Source organism: Pseudomonas sp. PDM01, assembly GCF_014852325.1.
Taxonomy (GTDB): domain Bacteria; phylum Pseudomonadota; class Gammaproteobacteria; order Pseudomonadales; family Pseudomonadaceae; genus Aquipseudomonas; species Aquipseudomonas migulae.
Genome location: NZ_JACVBK010000002.1, coordinates 13,875 through 27,464, shown reverse-complemented (window position 1 = coordinate 27,464; position 13,590 = coordinate 13,875). Strand labels below are relative to the sequence as shown.

The window sequence follows — 13,590 nt, the reverse complement described above, 5'->3', positions numbered from 1 at the left end:
GCCTGTGTGAGATTCATACAGGCTTAGTTGCAATGGGGCATGAAACTACCGTCGTCCATGGTTGATCAATCGTATATAAATGGATGATTCACGATTCTTTGACAGACGGCTCACAGGTCTTTGACTGATCAGGGCTCAATCTGGCGTCGTCATCCCGCCTCTTTGCATACGGTCGCCGAGCATGTCCCTACGTCTTATCCCTGCGATGTGCCTGTCGCTGGTCGCATTCCTCAATCTGACGCTCGCCCACGCTGACGATGCGGTCGCACCCCGTCCTGCGGAGTGGGCTCAATCGGTCGAGGTGCAGTACAACCTCTTCCAGATGTCTCCAACGCTCTACCGCAGTGCATTGCCTGACCGCGGAGCCGTCCCGTTGCTGGAAAAACTCAAGGTCGCCACCGTGATCAACTTCCTGCCCGAGTCGGATTCAAGCTGGCTGGCCACGCCCGGTATAGACCAGGTGCAGTTGCCCTATCGCACCAACCACGTGGATGACGCGGATGTGCTCAAGGCCCTTCGCACCATTCAGGCCGCCGAAGCCAAGGGCCCGGTGTTGATGCACTGCAAGCATGGTTCGGACCGGACCGGCCTGATGGCCGCCATGTACCGGGTGGTGGTGCAAGGCTGGAGCAAGGAAGACGCCCTGAACGAGATGACTCAAGGTGGCTTTGGCGACAGCACCCACTTCAAGGACGGTATTCGTTACATGATGCAGGCGGATGCCGAGAAGCTGCGCACGGCGTTGGCCAATGGGGAATGCAGTACAAGCCCGTTCGCGGCCTGCTCGATGAAGAGCTGGTTCAAGTCGGCCCACGTTGAGTAACAGCACCTCCCACAGCATTGCGCTGCGGGAGGTCATTGCTGCACTCAGTGTTCGTCAGGCTTTTTCTTCAGCTTCGGGTTCGGGAAAAACTGCACGGCCTGAACCTTGGCGTCCGGCGCCTTCAGTGCTGACGTGTTGACCCGTGTGCCCAATTCCTTGGGCACGGACAGGCCTTGTTCATTCAACGTGTCGGAATAACCGCAGCCCACGCACTCGCGATGCGGGACATCGTCTTCGCTCCACATCATCAATTTGTCCGGCTCGCTGCAGGCCGGGCAGACCGCCCCGGCGATAAAGCGTTTTTTCGTCTTCACAGGTCCCTCGCTCATGCTGCTGCGTCCTCACTCAGGCCGCTGTGGCGCAAGAGTGCGTCAATCGACGGGGCACGGCCACGGAAGTCGACGAACAGCACCATCGGCTCCTGCGAACCACCGCGCGCGAGGATCGCTTCGCGGAAGGCGCGGCCGGTTTCGGCGTTGAGCACGCCGTCTTCTTCGAACTTCGAGAAGGCGTCTGCCGAGAGTACTTCAGCCCATTTGTAGCTGTAGTAACCCGCCGCATAACCGCCAGCGAAGATGTGCGCAAAGCTGTTCGGGAAGCGGTTGTAAGCCGGCGGGCGCATGACCGAGACCTCGTCGCGTATGCCTTCGAGCACTTGCAGCACGCTGCGGCCATCGCCGTGTGTGGCGTGCAGTTCGAAGTCGAACAGCGAGAATTCGAGCTGACGCACCATCATCAGGCCGGACTGGAAGTTCTTCGCGGCGAGCATTTTGCCCAGCAGGTCCTGCGGCAGCGGTTCGCCGGTTTCGTAGTGACCGGAGATCAGCGCCAGGCCTTCCGGCTCCCAGCACCAGTTTTCCATGAACTGGCTTGGCAGCTCGACCGCGTCCCACGCCACTCCGTTGATGCCGGATACGCCGGCGTGTTCGACGCGGGTCAGCAGGTGATGCAGGCCGTGACCGAATTCGTGGAACAGGGTGGTCACTTCGTCGTGGGTCAGCAGCGCCGGTTTGCCGCTGTCGGCCGGGGTGAAGTTGCACACCAGGTTGGCCACCGGGCTTTGCAACACGCCCTCAGCCGTGCGACGACGGTCGCGTGCGCCGTCCATCCATGCACCGCCGCGCTTGTTGGCGCGGGCGTAGAGGTCAAAGAAGAAGCGGCCGACGTGCTGGCCGTTTTCCTTGATCTCGAACAGGCGAACGTCCGGGTGCCAGGTGTCGAAGCCTTTCTGTTCGGCGATCTCGATGCCGTACAGACGTTGAACGATGGCGAACAGGCCGCCCAGCACTTTGTCGATCGGGAAGTAAGCGCGCAGGGCTTCCTGGGCAACGCTGTAACGTTGTTCGCGGAGTTTTTCACCGTAGAAACCGCTGTCCCAGCTTTGCAGGTCCGGGCAGCCTTGTTCGGCAGCGTAAGCCTTGAGCTGTTCCAGATCCTGAGCGGCGAACGGCTTGCTGCGCTTGGCCAGATCGCGCAGGAAACTCAGCACCTGATCGCTGGATTCGGCCATCTTGGTGGCCAGGCTCAGCTCCGAGAAACTGGCGAAACCCAACAGCTTTGCCAGCTCCTGACGCAGGTCGAGGATTTCTTCCATCACCGGCCCGTTATCGTTCTGGCCGGCATTCGGGCCCTGGTCCGACGCACGGGTGCAGTAGGCGGCGTAGACTTCTTCGCGCAGGGCACGGTCCTGGGCGTAGGTCATCACCGCGTAGTAGCTCGGGAATTCCAGGGTGATCAGGAAGCCTTCCAGATCTTTGGCCTGCGCAGCCGCAGCCATTTGTGCCTTGGCCGAATCGGTCAGGCCGGCGAGGGCGGCTTCGTCGGTAACGTGCTTGGTCCAGGCTTGAGTCGCGTCGAGCAGTTGGTTGGAGAAGCGGCTGCCCAGTTCGGAGAGCTTGCTTTGTACTTCGGCGTAACGCTTCTGCTCGGCTTCTGGCAGGTCGATACCCGACAGGCGGAAGTCACGCAGGGAGTGTTCCAGGATAGTTTTCTGCGCGACGTCGAAACCGGCGGCTTCCGGGCTGTTGGCCAAGGCTTCGAAGGCCTCGAACAGTTCGCGGTTCTGGCCCAGCTCGGTGGAGTAGGCACTGAGCGCTGGCAGGCAGGACTCGTAGGCTTCGCGCAATTCGGGGCTGTTGCACACGGCGTTCAGGTGACTGACCGGGCTCCAGGCAGCGCCGAGGCGGTCATTGAGCTCGTCCATCGCCAGCACCAGGCCGGCCCAGGTTGGTTGTTTGCCCTGGGTTTTGAGGATCTCGATAATCGCGGCGCGGTTGTCAGCCAGGATCTGTTCAATGGCCGGTTGCACGTGTTCGGCCCGGATCGCCGAGAACGGCGGCAGGTCGTAGGACTGCAAAAGAGGGTTGTTCACGCTCACGTTTGGCACCTTGGCTGGAAGAAACATGCGGCCATCTTAATTACAATCGACGCTCACCGCAGCTATCGGCAACAGAGAGAAACCCTATCGTGACCCTTCGCAAGTATCAGAACCACACGCCGCTGCTGGGCAAAGGCGCTTTTGTCGACAGTTCGGCGGTGGTGATCGGCGACGTCGAAATCGGCAATGACAGCTCCGTTTGGCCGCTGACGGTGATCCGCGGCGACATGCACCGCATCCGCATCGGTGCGCGCACCAGCGTGCAGGACGGCTGTGTGCTGCACATCACCCACGCCGGGCCGTTCAACCCCGATGGCTTTCCGTTGCTGATCGGCGACGACGTGACCATCGCGCACAAAGTCATGCTTCATGGGTGCAGCGTGGGCAACCGCGTATTGATCGGCATGGGCAGCATCGTCATGGACGGTGCGGTGGTCGCGGATGATGTGATCATCGGCGCCGGTAGCCTGGTGCCACCGGGCAAACGCCTGGACAGTGGTTTTCTCTACGTGGGGAGTCCGGTGAAACAGGTCCGCCCGCTGACGGACAAGGAAAAAGCCTTTTTCACCTACAGCGCGGCGAATTACGTGAAGCTCAAGGACCTGCATCTGGCCGAAGGCTACGATCAGCTCTGACCCCGCGCCCTTATTCAGGATTCAACATGCATTACCAAACCGTTTTGTTCGACCTCGATGGCACCCTGACCGACCCGCGCGAGGGCATCACCCGTTCGATCCAGTTCGCCCTGAGCAAACTCGGCATCGAAGAACCCGACCTGACCAAGCTTGAACACTTCATCGGCCCGCCGTTGTTGCAGGCGTTCATGCAGTTCTACGACTTCGACGAGCCCAAGGCGTGGGAGGCGGTGAATTTCTATCGCGAGCGCTTCAAGGTCACCGGTCTGTATGAAAACCGCGTGTTCGATGGCGTCACGCCGCTGCTCGAAACCCTCGGCGGGCAAGGGCGTCAGCTGTACATCGCGACCTCCAAGCCGTGGATCTTCGCCCGGGAAATCGCCCGGCACTTCGACTTCGCCAAACACTTCAAGGTGATTTACGGCAGCGAGCTGGATGGCACGCGGACCAACAAAGTCGAGTTGATCGCCCACCTGATGGCGGAAGAAGGCCTGGACCCGGCCAACACCTTGATGATCGGCGACCGCAAACACGACCTGATCGGCGCACGCAGCAATGGGCTGGATGCGGCAGCGGTGGGTTATGGGTTTGGCAGTCGCGAAGAGCTGAGCGCGGAAGCGCCGACTTATCATTTTGAAACGCTGGATGAGATGCATCAGGCGTTTTTGCAGCGCTGATAAGTACGCCTTCGCGGGCAAGCCTTGCTCCTACGGATCTTCATCAGTCCTGTAGGAGCGAGGCTTGCCCGCGAAGGCGTCCGCCGATACACATCCTGATCAACTGTTCTCACTCAAAACCCTTCTTGTCGTTCTAGCCTGAAGAGGCGGGCCACGATCAAGGAGGATCATCATTGCCGGAGTTAAAACACGCTCACCGATTGCGCACAGGACGATATTCGGAGTCCGGGCAGATTTACCTACTGACAGCGGTGCTTTTGAATCGAGAACCGTTGTTCCGCGACTTCTACAATGGGCGTTTGGTGGTTGATGCTTTTCGAACGGCAGAGCGAGAAGAGTTTGCGACGTCGCTAGCCTGGGTCGTCATGCCCGATCATTTCCATTGGTTGATCGAGCTAAAAAATACTCAGCTACCCAAGTTGATGGCTCGGACCAAATCACGCATTGCAGTGACGCTTAATCGTTCAGTTGGCCGTCAAGGTCCGGTTTGGCAACACGGCTATCATGATCGCGCCATTCGAAAGGAAGAGGACTTGCAGGCGGTTGCTCGCTACATCGTCGCTAACCCGTTGCGTGGGGGTTTGGTTGAGAAGGTAGGGAATTATCCTCTGTGGGATGCAATCTGGTTGTGACCTTTAAGGGCCTCTTCGCGGGCAAGCCTCGCTCCTACAAGGGCTGATGAACAGCCGTAGGAGCGAGGCTTGCCCGCGAAGGGGGCCGTTCAATCACCGGAAATTTTCGATTCCGCCAACGCCTTCAATGCCGCCTTGCGCTCAGTAACCTCCAAAGCACCAAGCCTCTCCACCGCCGCATAAAACTTCATCCAATCCCCACCCGCTTGCCGGAACAACGCCGCAAACGCCGGCACCCACTGGTCGTACAAACCAAACGGCAACAACCGCGCATTGTTCATCGGCGCGTTGATCCACGCGTCATAGCGTTTATCTCCAGCCCATTGGCTGTCGCGTATCTGCCGGTATTCGGCTCGTAGGCGCTCGAACTCAGCGGCTTTGCGTTGCCTCATCTGCTCGGTTGGCAGCGGCAGGGCGTAGAGTTTTTCCAGTCGCGAGCGCGTATCCAGAACCAGCTGAATGAACTGATCCCGTCGCTGCGCCTGGGCGCCGTTGTCCGGCGCCAACCCGCGATGGGCGCGCCACTGTCGAGTGCCTTCCTGTTCAACGAACGTGGCGAAAGACTCGTTGAACTCCGTGTCGTCCTTCACATAAAAGCGCTGATGCGCCAGTTCATGGAAGATCAACGTTGCCAACCGTTCATCGCCCCAACCCATCATCGAACTGATAATCGGATCGTTGAACCAGCCGAGCGTCGAATAGGCCTCGACGCCGCCGATCGACACGTCCATACCTTGCAATCGCAGCAACGCCGCCTCACCACGGGCCGCGCTCTGGTTGTAATAGCCGCGGTAAGCGACGCAACCGGCGACGGGAAAGCAGTGGTTTTGCGGCGTCAGGGAAAATTCCGGTGTGGCGAACACGTTCCAGACTACGAACGGTCGGCCAATGTCGGCGTACAAACGGTAGCTCTGGTTATCCGGCAGATGCAGCTGCAGGCTGGCAAACGACCGGGCCTTTTGCGACTGGGCCAGATGCGCACGCAGCTTTTGATCGCGGGTGGAGTCGGCAATCACGTCGGAAACCGGCTCCCGAGCCCGCAGCAATTGCAGCTGACCACTGGCCAATTGGCCGTAATAGCTGACGCTGGCGCAACCGTTGAGCAACAAAAACAACACACCCGGAAACAAAACACGCAAAACGCGATCAAGTAACCCAAGGCTTGGAAGCGGCCTGATCAAAATAAAATCATCCCTGGAGAGTCTTCCCGCAAGACTATCCCGCCTGACTGGAGCTCCGCTATGCGCAAGATGATGCTGACGGGAGGCCTGTTGTTGCTGACAGGCTGTGCAGGATTCGGATTACCCCACCATGATCCGTCTCAAGCGTGGATCGAACTCGATACACCGCAGGAAGACACCGCACTGCAAGCGCTGGAAGTCGATGACAAGGCCTCCACCGACAAGCGCTACTTCGAGGTCCAGCCCGGCAGTCATGAGTTGACGGTGCGTTATCTGTTCCCGGTCGATCCCAGCAACATCGGGCCGGACGCCGAGCCGCTATGGCGCGATTGCCAACTGAATGTGAAATTCAACAATTTCAACGCGGGTGAGAAATATCAGCTGCAAGCAGGGAATATCGGTTTTCGGCCGTGGGCCAAGCTCTATGACCAACAGCGAAAAGTGATAGGCCAAGGCACTCCGGCAGGCTGTCAACGGACCTGATCGGCGTTATGCTGAATGTCCAATCCTCGGGACATTCATCATGCGCAGGTTATTGCTATTGCTCGCGGCAAGCGCCTTTGCCGGTTGCCAGAGCCCGTTACCGGCGGTCAATCCTCAGATGGCCTGGGTCGAGTTTTCTACGCCATTCCCGAACGATAAGTTGCTGATGGCGGAACGACTGGACAAGCAGCGACTGCGCGATGGGCGTTTCTTCCAGGTGACGCCCGGCAGCCATGAGCTGGTCGTTCGATTCGACTTTGAAGTGCCCGGTGGCGGGGGCTTTGGTGTGATGAGCGGTCCCACGGAACGGTTGTGCTACCTGACCATCAACTACGATCATTTCGAAGCAGGCCAGCGTTATGTGCTGGAAGGCCGTTCGATAGCGTTCACTCCCGGCGCTCGTTTGTACAACGCCAAGCGGGAAATCGTCGCTGAAGACCGAGAGTCCTATTGCCTCATGTGAGGCGGATCAACTGTCGTTCTTCTGGTAAATGATGGCTTTGGTGCCGTTGTCGCAAGTGCCGACGACCATCGCGGCGTCATGCTGGGCGGCCTCTTCCTTCGACACGATTTCCAGCGTGTAGGAGGGCACGGCATTCGCCTGAATCTTCACTTCGATCTCATTCTTGAGTTCTTCGCAATCCTTGGGCGCAGCGAGTGCCGAAGTGGCCAGCACACTGCAGATAATCGCCAGGGCAAAACGTTTCATGGTTGAAGCTCCTTTGAGGCAGCACGCAGGTTGATGCGTTTTCACTGCTGTCATTTATTCGACCACAGGGACGCCAGCCGGGTTTTGTTTCAGCGCAAAAAAATCGCAGCCTGTCGAAGGCTGCGATTTTTTTTGCCCGATAAGACGGGTCTAGAGCAGCGTCGCATCCAGGCTGATTTTCGCATTCAGCACTTTGGACACCGGGCAGCCTTCTTTGGCTTTATTGCTCAGTTCCTCGAACTGCGCCTGGGTCGCCCCAGGGATTTTCGCCTTCAGGATCAACTTCACCGCAGTGATCGCAAACCCTCCGTCGACCTGGTCCAGCGTGACTTCGGCATTCGTATCGATGCTGTCAGCCTTGAGACCGGCGTCGCCGAGAATCATCGAAAAAGCCATGGAGAAACAACCGGCGTGGGCCGCGCCGATCAGCTCTTCCGGATTGGTGCCTTTACCGCCTTCGAAACGTGCCTTGAAGCCGTAGGGCGCTTCTCTGAGAACACCGGTTTCGGTGGAAATCGAGCCGATGCCGGTTTTCAGGTCACCTTCCCAATGCGCCGATGCTTTCTTGGTAATAGCCATGTCTGCCTCCTCAAGATCCGGCGCGAAGCGTCGCGCCTTCGTGGTTTTCGGTTGCCAGGGTTCTGAGGATAGACGGCGGTGCAAAGTTCACCTGAATTCATTAGTCCTACCGTTTTCGTAGGTTTTTTTGTCTCGGCTATTGAAACTCGGGTATATGCCCTCATTGCATGAAGCACGCTTATGGATTCGGCAGGTTTTCGTTTGCAAGAAAAAACCTGCGACCTCAACTGGAGAAGCAGGTTTATGAAACGACTGTCCGATATCAAGTTCTCGACCCTTGATCTGGTGCCCGTGCGCGAGAACGGCAGCGCGGCCCAGTCGCTGCGCAATTCCCTGGACCTGGCGCAGCACGTCGAAAAATTTGGCTACAACCGCTTCTGGGTGGCCGAGCACCACAACATGGACGGCATCGCCAGCTCCGCGACCTCGGTGTTGCTGGGCTATCTGGCCGGCGGCACGTCGACCATTCGGGTCGGTTCAGGTGGCGTGATGTTGCCCAACCACGCGCCCTTGGTGATTGCCGAGCAGTTCGGCACCCTCGAAAGCCTGTATCCGGGCCGGATCGACCTGGGCCTGGGCCGCGCCCCCGGTTCCGATCAGATGACTGCACGCGCCTTGCGTCGCGAGCGTTCCGGCAGTGCCGATGATTTCCCTGAAGATGTGGCGGAGCTGGTGCGCTACCTCGGTCCACGCACGCCAGACCAGCGAATCATCGCCATGCCGGGCACCGGCACCAACGTTCCGGTCTGGTTGTTGGGGTCGAGCCTGTTCAGTGCACAACTGGCAGGTGAGCGCGGTTTGCCCTACGCGTTCGCTTCCCATTTCGCACCGCGCTTCATGCATGAGGCGATTCGCGTCTATCGCAATCACTTCAAGCCTTCAGCGGTATTGGACAAGCCCTACGTGATGCTTGGCGTTCCGCTGGTAGCGGCTGACACCGACGAGCAGGCCGAGTATCTGGCAACATCGGTTTACCAGCGCATCCTCGCGTTGATGCGTGGTCAAAGCCTGGTCCAGCGTCCACCGGTGAAAACCATGGATGGCCTGTGGCTGCCCCATGAGAAAGACGCGGTGCATGATTTCCTGGGACTGGCGATGGTGGGAAGCCCGCAGAAAATCCGCGCCAAGCTGGACGTATTGATCGAGCAGACCCAGGCAGACGAGCTGATTTTTACCTGCGACCTGTATGAACATGCCGATCGCGTGCATTCCTATGAGCTGCTGGCGCAAGTCATGAAGGGCTGACGCTTAAACAGCGCGCATAAAAAAGCCGACGCCATTGCGTCGGCTTTTTCGTTTAACGATGGAATCGGCCTAGCGTTTGTAGACGATTTCCTTGGTGCCTTTCTCACAGGTGCCGACGACTTTTCCGCCAGCAGCGGTGCCCTTATCAACGATTTCCAGTGAGTAGCCAGAAACGCCTTTGGCATCCAGCTTCGCTGCGATTTCGGCTTTCAGCTCTTCGCATGCCTTGCCGTCAGCAAACGCCGCGCCCGCAAGGCTCAACAAACCTACCGCCAACATAAACTTCTTCATCGGTCGCATTCCCTGGTCGGATCAAAGGGAGCATCCAGCCATCAGCCGGATGCACTCATGTAGCGCTTTGCCATTCCCTATGGCACTCGGCCAGCGCGCAAGTTCAGAAGACTAGCTCAATCTTAGCTGCTGGCAATCCGGAACCCGACCTTGAGCGTCACCTGGAAGTGCGCTGCCTTGCCGTCCTTGATGTGCCCGCGGGTTTCGGTCACTTCGAACCATTCCATGTACTTGAGACTTTTACTGGCTTCGGCCAGCGCGTTGTTGATGGCGTCTTCAATGCTGCTGGTGGATGAGCCGACAAGTTCGACTTTCTTGTAAGTGTGATGGTCAGTCATGGGCGTTCTCCTCAGGGTGTGAAATACAGCCTAGCAGTGATTTTTCGTATTACTTCTGCCGGCCTTCAAGAGGCAGAAGTTCAGATTTACTGCACTTTCTTGAACCTCTGAAGTCCCAACCAACACACGCCACTCATCATCAATGCAGGAGAGCCACCATGGCCAATACCTCTTTACGTAAAGCCTCATTGCAAAGCATGGAAGCCGAGATCGAGAGTCTGTTGAAGTCTTTGGAGAACCTGAAGGACGACGCCTCGGACGAGTCGCGTAAAACCCTCAAGGCGTTGAAAGCCAACGCCGAGAGCGCCCTCAAGCATTCGCGTCATTTGCTCAGCGATGCGTACGAAGAAGTCAAAGTCAAAACCCGTGAAACCGGGATCGCCACTCGGGACTACGCCCAGGAACACCCTTGGACTACAGCCGGTGTCGCGGTGGGCGCACTGGGTCTGCTCGCAGCCTATCTGCTGTGTAAACGCGGAGATTAATCCGTCTGGCGTAGCTCGTTTTTCAGCCACTGCGCCAGTTGCCGAGCGCGTCCGTCCGCGGCGCGTTTGGGTAGCCACAACGCCAGTTGCGCCGGGGTTTCGCTGAAACCCCACGGCGCAACCAGGCGCCCTGCCTTCAAGTCCTCGGCGACTAAAGGTTCAGGGGCAATCGCGACACCGAGACCGGCCACTGCTGCCTCCAACAAATAATACAAATGCTCGAAGCCCTGCCCGTACTTCAACGCTTTGGCGTCGAGGCCGCTTTGCTGCGCCCAGCTTGGCCAGGCCTGCGGACGGGAAGTGGTGTGCAGCAACGGCTGCTTCAACAGAGCACTTGCTGGCGCCTGTTGAAGCAGTTCGTAATCGGCGAAGCGTGGGCTCATGACCGGGCCGATGCGTTCGCTGGCCAATTCGTAAACCTGCATGTCCGCAGGCCATGGCGGCTCGGCGAACACCAGCAAGGCGTCCAGCCCCGGACGACGGGGATCGAGATCACCTTCTCCGGCGGACAAGTGCAGGCGCAGGTCCGGTAGATCAGCATTCAACCGACCCAGACGCGGAATAAACCAGCGCGCCAGTAGGCTGCCTGAACAGCCGAGCACGAACGGTGCGTCGGCGGTGCTTTGAGTCAGCTCGGCGCAGACCGTGCGCAAGCGCTCAAAGGCTTCAGCGCTGGCATCGCGCAATCGTACGCCGGCATCTGTGAGTTTAAGGCCGCGACCCTCCTTGATGAACAGACTTACCCCGAGATGCTCTTCGAGCACTTTCAATTGCCGGCTGACTGCACCATGGGTGACGTGCAGCTGTTCGGCGGCCTGGCTGACGCTGTTCAGGCGGGCAGTGGCTTCGAAGGCGCGAAGCGCGTTCAGCGGGGGAAGGTCGTGGCTCATGTGATCTGTGAGTTTTCCTGACAGGTTGTGGCGATCTTATCGGTTTTCAGCCTGAGGCGTCAGGGGTAGAGTTAAGCCCACTCTCTTTTCAAAAGCTTCATCTCACCCATTCAACCGGAGCGACCCATGACCCAGACTAATCTGCGCAACGGCCCCGACGCCAACGGCCTGTTTGGCTCGTTCGGCGGCCGCTACGTCGCCGAAACCCTGATGCCGTTGATCCTCGATCTGGCCCGCGAGTACGAAGCGGCCAAGGAAGATCCGGCATTCAAAGAAGAATTGGCCTACTTCCAGCGCGACTATGTCGGACGTCCAAGCCCACTCTATTTCGCTGAACGCCTGACCGAGTTCTGTGGCGGCGCGAAGATTTATCTCAAGCGTGAAGAGCTGAACCACACCGGCGCGCACAAGATCAACAACTGCATCGGCCAGATCCTGCTGGCGCGGCGCATGGGCAAGAAACGCATCATCGCCGAGACCGGCGCGGGCATGCACGGCGTGGCGACGGCCACCGTGGCCGCGCGTTTTGGCCTCGACTGCGTGATCTACATGGGCACCACCGACATCGAGCGTCAGCAAGCCAACGTGTTCCGCATGAAACTGCTGGGCGCCGAGGTGATCCCGGTCGTGGCCGGCACCGGCACTCTGAAAGACGCGATGAACGAAGCGCTGCGTGACTGGGTGACCAACGTCGACAGCACCTTCTACCTGATCGGCACCGTGGCCGGTCCGCACCCTTACCCTGCGATGGTTCGCGACTTCCAGGCCGTCATCGGCAAGGAAACCCGTGACCAACTGCAAGCCCAGGAAGGTCGTCTGCCAGACAGCCTGGTGGCGTGCATCGGCGGTGGCTCCAACGCCATGGGCCTGTTCCACCCGTTCCTTGACGACAAGAGCGTCGAAATCATTGGTGTCGAAGCGGCCGGTTACGGCATCGAGACCGGCAAGCACGCGGCCAGCCTGAATGGCGGCGTACCGGGCGTATTGCACGGCAACCGCACTTTCCTGCTGCAGGATGACGACGGCCAGATCATCGACGCCCACTCGATCTCCGCCGGCCTCGACTACCCAGGCATCGGCCCGGAACACGCCTGGTTGCATGACATCGGTCGCGTTCAGTACACCTCGGTGACCGACGACGAAGCCCTCGACGCGTTCCACAAATGCTGCCGCCTGGAAGGGATTATTCCTGCACTGGAAAGCGCCCATGCCTTGGCCGAAGTGTTCAAACGCGCACCGACCCTGCCGAAAGATCACCTGATGGTGGTCAACCTGTCCGGTCGCGGGGACAAAGACATGCAGACCGTGATGCACCACATGGAAAACTCTCAACAAGTGCAGTCCCAGCAGGAGAAACACTGATGAGCCGCCTGCAAACGCGTTTTGCCGAACTCAAGGAACAAAACCGCGCCGCCCTGGTGACCTTTGTCACCGCCGGCGACCCGAGCTATGACACTTCCCTGGCGATCCTCAAAGGTTTGCCGGGTGCTGGCGCCGACGTGATCGAGTTGGGCATGCCTTTCACCGACCCAATGGCTGACGGCCCGGCGATCCAGCTGGCCAACATCCGCGCCTTGGGCGCCAAACAGAACCTGGCGAAAACCCTGCAAATGGTTCGCGAGTTCCGCGAAGGCAACAGCGATACGCCGCTGGTGCTGATGGGTTACTTCAACCCGATCCACATGTACGGCGTACCGCGCTTCATCGCCGATGCCAAAGAGGCCGGCGTGGATGGCCTGATCGTTGTCGACCTGCCGCCCGAGCACAACGGCGAACTGTGCGACCCGGCCCAGGCTGCCGGTCTGGACTTCATCCGCCTGACTACCCCGACGACCGATGATGTGCGTTTGCCGACGGTCTTGAACGGTAGCTCCGGTTTCGTTTACTACGTGTCTGTGGCCGGTGTGACCGGTGCCGGCGCGGCGACGCTGGAGCACGTTGAAGAAGCGGTGGCCCGTCTGCGCCGCCACACCGATCTGCCGATCAGCATCGGTTTCGGTATTCGTACTCCGGAGCAAGCGGCGTCAATCGCGCGTCTGGCCGACGGTGTGGTGGTGGGTTCGGCGTTGATCGATCACATCGCCAACGCCTCGACGCCGGATCAGGCGGTGGATGGCGTGTTGAGTCTTTGCGCGGCATTGGCCGATGGCGTGCGTCAGGCCCGCGTCAGCTGAAGGTAAAGTTCCTGATACAGAGGAATTAGAGCCTCGCGGTACAGACTAAACAGCAAGACCGAGGGCTTCAG

The 13,590-nt window shown here is 59.1% G+C and carries 18 protein-coding genes; 10 read left to right on the top strand and 8 right to left on the bottom strand.

From position 1 onward, the window contains the following. Positions 1-181: 181 nt before the first annotated feature. Positions 182-823, top strand: a complete 642-nt coding sequence (locus IB246_RS04670; protein WP_008027710.1) for a dual specificity protein phosphatase family protein — start codon at positions 182-184, stop codon at positions 821-823. Positions 824-867: 44 nt separating this feature from the next. On the opposite strand, the gene IB246_RS04665 is transcribed toward IB246_RS04670, so the two are convergent. Further along, positions 868-1,152 carry a YheV family putative zinc ribbon protein gene (locus tag IB246_RS04665; protein ID WP_008027712.1) on the bottom strand — a complete coding sequence of 95 codons (285 nt, stop codon included), beginning with the start codon at positions 1,150-1,152 and terminating at the stop codon, positions 868-870. Beyond that, the gene (prlC, locus tag IB246_RS04660; RefSeq protein ID WP_177318198.1) at positions 1,149-3,227 is read right to left on the bottom strand and encodes an oligopeptidase A; all 2,079 of its coding nucleotides are present in this window, start codon (positions 3,225-3,227) and stop codon (positions 1,149-1,151) included. Before prlC ends, IB246_RS04665 begins: the two co-directional genes overlap by 4 nt. 62 nt (positions 3,228-3,289) lie before the next feature. Between prlC and IB246_RS04655 the strand changes: the two genes are divergently transcribed. The 3 genes from IB246_RS04655 (at position 3,290) to IB246_RS04645 (ending at position 5,144) form a co-directional block, all read left to right on the top strand. Next, a complete protein-coding gene (locus IB246_RS04655) occupies positions 3,290-3,835 on the top strand; it encodes a gamma carbonic anhydrase family protein (protein WP_008044675.1) in 546 nt (181 codons plus the stop codon). A gap of 26 nt (positions 3,836-3,861) precedes the next feature. Next, the gene (locus IB246_RS04650) at positions 3,862-4,512 is read left to right on the top strand and encodes an HAD family hydrolase (protein ID WP_008044671.1); all 651 of its coding nucleotides are present in this window, start codon (positions 3,862-3,864) and stop codon (positions 4,510-4,512) included. Between the two features lie 173 nt (positions 4,513-4,685). After that, positions 4,686-5,144 carry an REP-associated tyrosine transposase gene (locus IB246_RS04645; RefSeq protein ID WP_032832887.1) on the top strand — a complete coding sequence of 153 codons (459 nt, stop codon included), beginning with the start codon at positions 4,686-4,688 and terminating at the stop codon, positions 5,142-5,144. 89 nt (positions 5,145-5,233) lie between these two features. Here IB246_RS04645 and IB246_RS04640 read toward each other — a convergent pair whose 3' ends face one another. Then, positions 5,234-6,325: an aminopeptidase gene (locus IB246_RS04640; protein ID WP_008044669.1), complete on the bottom strand. Its 1,092-nt coding sequence runs from the start codon at positions 6,323-6,325 to the stop codon at positions 5,234-5,236. Positions 6,326-6,385: 60 nt separating this feature from the next. Between IB246_RS04640 and IB246_RS04635 the strand changes: the two genes are divergently transcribed. Continuing rightward, complete coding sequence (locus IB246_RS04635; protein ID WP_008044667.1) at positions 6,386-6,808, top strand: hypothetical protein; 423 nt, start codon at positions 6,386-6,388, stop codon at positions 6,806-6,808. A 40-nt stretch (positions 6,809-6,848) separates the two neighbouring features. Continuing rightward, on the top strand, positions 6,849-7,271 hold the full coding sequence (locus tag IB246_RS04630; RefSeq protein WP_008027726.1) for a hypothetical protein: 423 nt from the start codon (positions 6,849-6,851) through the stop codon (positions 7,269-7,271). A 6-nt stretch (positions 7,272-7,277) separates the two neighbouring features. Here IB246_RS04630 and IB246_RS04625 read toward each other — a convergent pair whose 3' ends face one another. After that, complete coding sequence (locus IB246_RS04625) at positions 7,278-7,517, bottom strand: DUF1161 domain-containing protein (RefSeq protein WP_008044665.1); 240 nt, start codon at positions 7,515-7,517, stop codon at positions 7,278-7,280. Positions 7,518-7,667: 150 nt separating this feature from the next. Continuing rightward, complete coding sequence (locus IB246_RS04620) at positions 7,668-8,096, bottom strand: OsmC family protein (protein ID WP_008044663.1); 429 nt, start codon at positions 8,094-8,096, stop codon at positions 7,668-7,670. A gap of 243 nt (positions 8,097-8,339) precedes the next feature. On the opposite strand from IB246_RS04620, the gene IB246_RS04615 reads away from it, so the two are divergent. Next, positions 8,340-9,341 (top strand): LLM class flavin-dependent oxidoreductase, encoded by a 1,002-nt coding sequence (locus IB246_RS04615; RefSeq protein ID WP_008027732.1) that lies wholly within the window; start codon positions 8,340-8,342, stop codon positions 9,339-9,341. Positions 9,342-9,410: 69 nt separating this feature from the next. Here IB246_RS04615 and IB246_RS04610 read toward each other — a convergent pair whose 3' ends face one another. Continuing rightward, a complete protein-coding gene (locus IB246_RS04610; RefSeq protein ID WP_008044661.1) occupies positions 9,411-9,632 on the bottom strand; it encodes a DUF1161 domain-containing protein in 222 nt (73 codons plus the stop codon). 122 nt (positions 9,633-9,754) lie between these two features. Further along, positions 9,755-9,970 carry a dodecin gene (locus IB246_RS04605; protein ID WP_008027736.1) on the bottom strand — a complete coding sequence of 72 codons (216 nt, stop codon included), beginning with the start codon at positions 9,968-9,970 and terminating at the stop codon, positions 9,755-9,757. Positions 9,971-10,128: 158 nt separating this feature from the next. Between IB246_RS04605 and IB246_RS04600 the strand changes: the two genes are divergently transcribed. After that, entirely contained in the window at positions 10,129-10,455 is a 327-nt protein-coding gene (locus tag IB246_RS04600) for a DUF883 family protein (RefSeq protein ID WP_008027738.1), read from the top strand. Here the strand turns inward: IB246_RS04600 and IB246_RS04595 are convergent. Then, positions 10,452-11,345 carry a LysR family transcriptional regulator gene (locus IB246_RS04595; protein WP_008027740.1) on the bottom strand — a complete coding sequence of 298 codons (894 nt, stop codon included), beginning with the start codon at positions 11,343-11,345 and terminating at the stop codon, positions 10,452-10,454. The genes IB246_RS04600 and IB246_RS04595 overlap by 4 nt on opposite strands. A 126-nt stretch (positions 11,346-11,471) precedes the next feature. On the opposite strand from IB246_RS04595, the gene trpB reads away from it, so the two are divergent. Both trpB and trpA read left to right on the top strand, forming a co-directional pair. After that, entirely contained in the window at positions 11,472-12,707 is a 1,236-nt protein-coding gene (gene trpB / locus IB246_RS04590; protein WP_008027742.1) for a tryptophan synthase subunit beta, read from the top strand. Continuing rightward, positions 12,707-13,519 carry a tryptophan synthase subunit alpha gene (trpA, locus tag IB246_RS04585; protein WP_008027744.1) on the top strand — a complete coding sequence of 271 codons (813 nt, stop codon included), beginning with the start codon at positions 12,707-12,709 and terminating at the stop codon, positions 13,517-13,519. Before trpB ends, trpA begins: the two co-directional genes overlap by 1 nt. Positions 13,520-13,590 lie beyond the last annotated feature (71 nt).

What these genes read in the sequence shown, in the direction of transcription:
- IB246_RS04605 (WP_008027736.1), bottom strand. Translation starts at nt 9,970, where the DNA reads ATGACTGACCATCACACTTACAAGAAAGTCGAACTTGTCGGCTCATCC.
- IB246_RS04615 (WP_008027732.1), top strand. Translation starts at nt 8,340, where the DNA reads ATGAAACGACTGTCCGATATCAAGTTCTCGACCCTTGATCTGGTGCCC.
- IB246_RS04600 (WP_008027738.1), top strand. Translation starts at nt 10,129, where the DNA reads ATGGCCAATACCTCTTTACGTAAAGCCTCATTGCAAAGCATGGAAGCC.
- trpA (WP_008027744.1), top strand. Translation starts at nt 12,707, where the DNA reads ATGAGCCGCCTGCAAACGCGTTTTGCCGAACTCAAGGAACAAAACCGC.
- IB246_RS04630 (WP_008027726.1), top strand. Translation starts at nt 6,849, where the DNA reads ATGCGCAGGTTATTGCTATTGCTCGCGGCAAGCGCCTTTGCCGGTTGC.
- IB246_RS04620 (WP_008044663.1), bottom strand. Translation starts at nt 8,096, where the DNA reads ATGGCTATTACCAAGAAAGCATCGGCGCATTGGGAAGGTGACCTGAAA.
- IB246_RS04610 (WP_008044661.1), bottom strand. Translation starts at nt 9,632, where the DNA reads ATGAAGAAGTTTATGTTGGCGGTAGGTTTGTTGAGCCTTGCGGGCGCG.
- IB246_RS04635 (WP_008044667.1), top strand. Translation starts at nt 6,386, where the DNA reads ATGCGCAAGATGATGCTGACGGGAGGCCTGTTGTTGCTGACAGGCTGT.
- prlC (WP_177318198.1), bottom strand. Translation starts at nt 3,227, where the DNA reads ATGTTTCTTCCAGCCAAGGTGCCAAACGTGAGCGTGAACAACCCTCTT.
- IB246_RS04625 (WP_008044665.1), bottom strand. Translation starts at nt 7,517, where the DNA reads ATGAAACGTTTTGCCCTGGCGATTATCTGCAGTGTGCTGGCCACTTCG.
- IB246_RS04665 (WP_008027712.1), bottom strand. Translation starts at nt 1,152, where the DNA reads ATGAGCGAGGGACCTGTGAAGACGAAAAAACGCTTTATCGCCGGGGCG.
- IB246_RS04650 (WP_008044671.1), top strand. Translation starts at nt 3,862, where the DNA reads ATGCATTACCAAACCGTTTTGTTCGACCTCGATGGCACCCTGACCGAC.
- IB246_RS04670 (WP_008027710.1), top strand. Translation starts at nt 182, where the DNA reads ATGTCCCTACGTCTTATCCCTGCGATGTGCCTGTCGCTGGTCGCATTC.
- IB246_RS04595 (WP_008027740.1), bottom strand. Translation starts at nt 11,345, where the DNA reads ATGAGCCACGACCTTCCCCCGCTGAACGCGCTTCGCGCCTTCGAAGCC.
- trpB (WP_008027742.1), top strand. Translation starts at nt 11,472, where the DNA reads ATGACCCAGACTAATCTGCGCAACGGCCCCGACGCCAACGGCCTGTTT.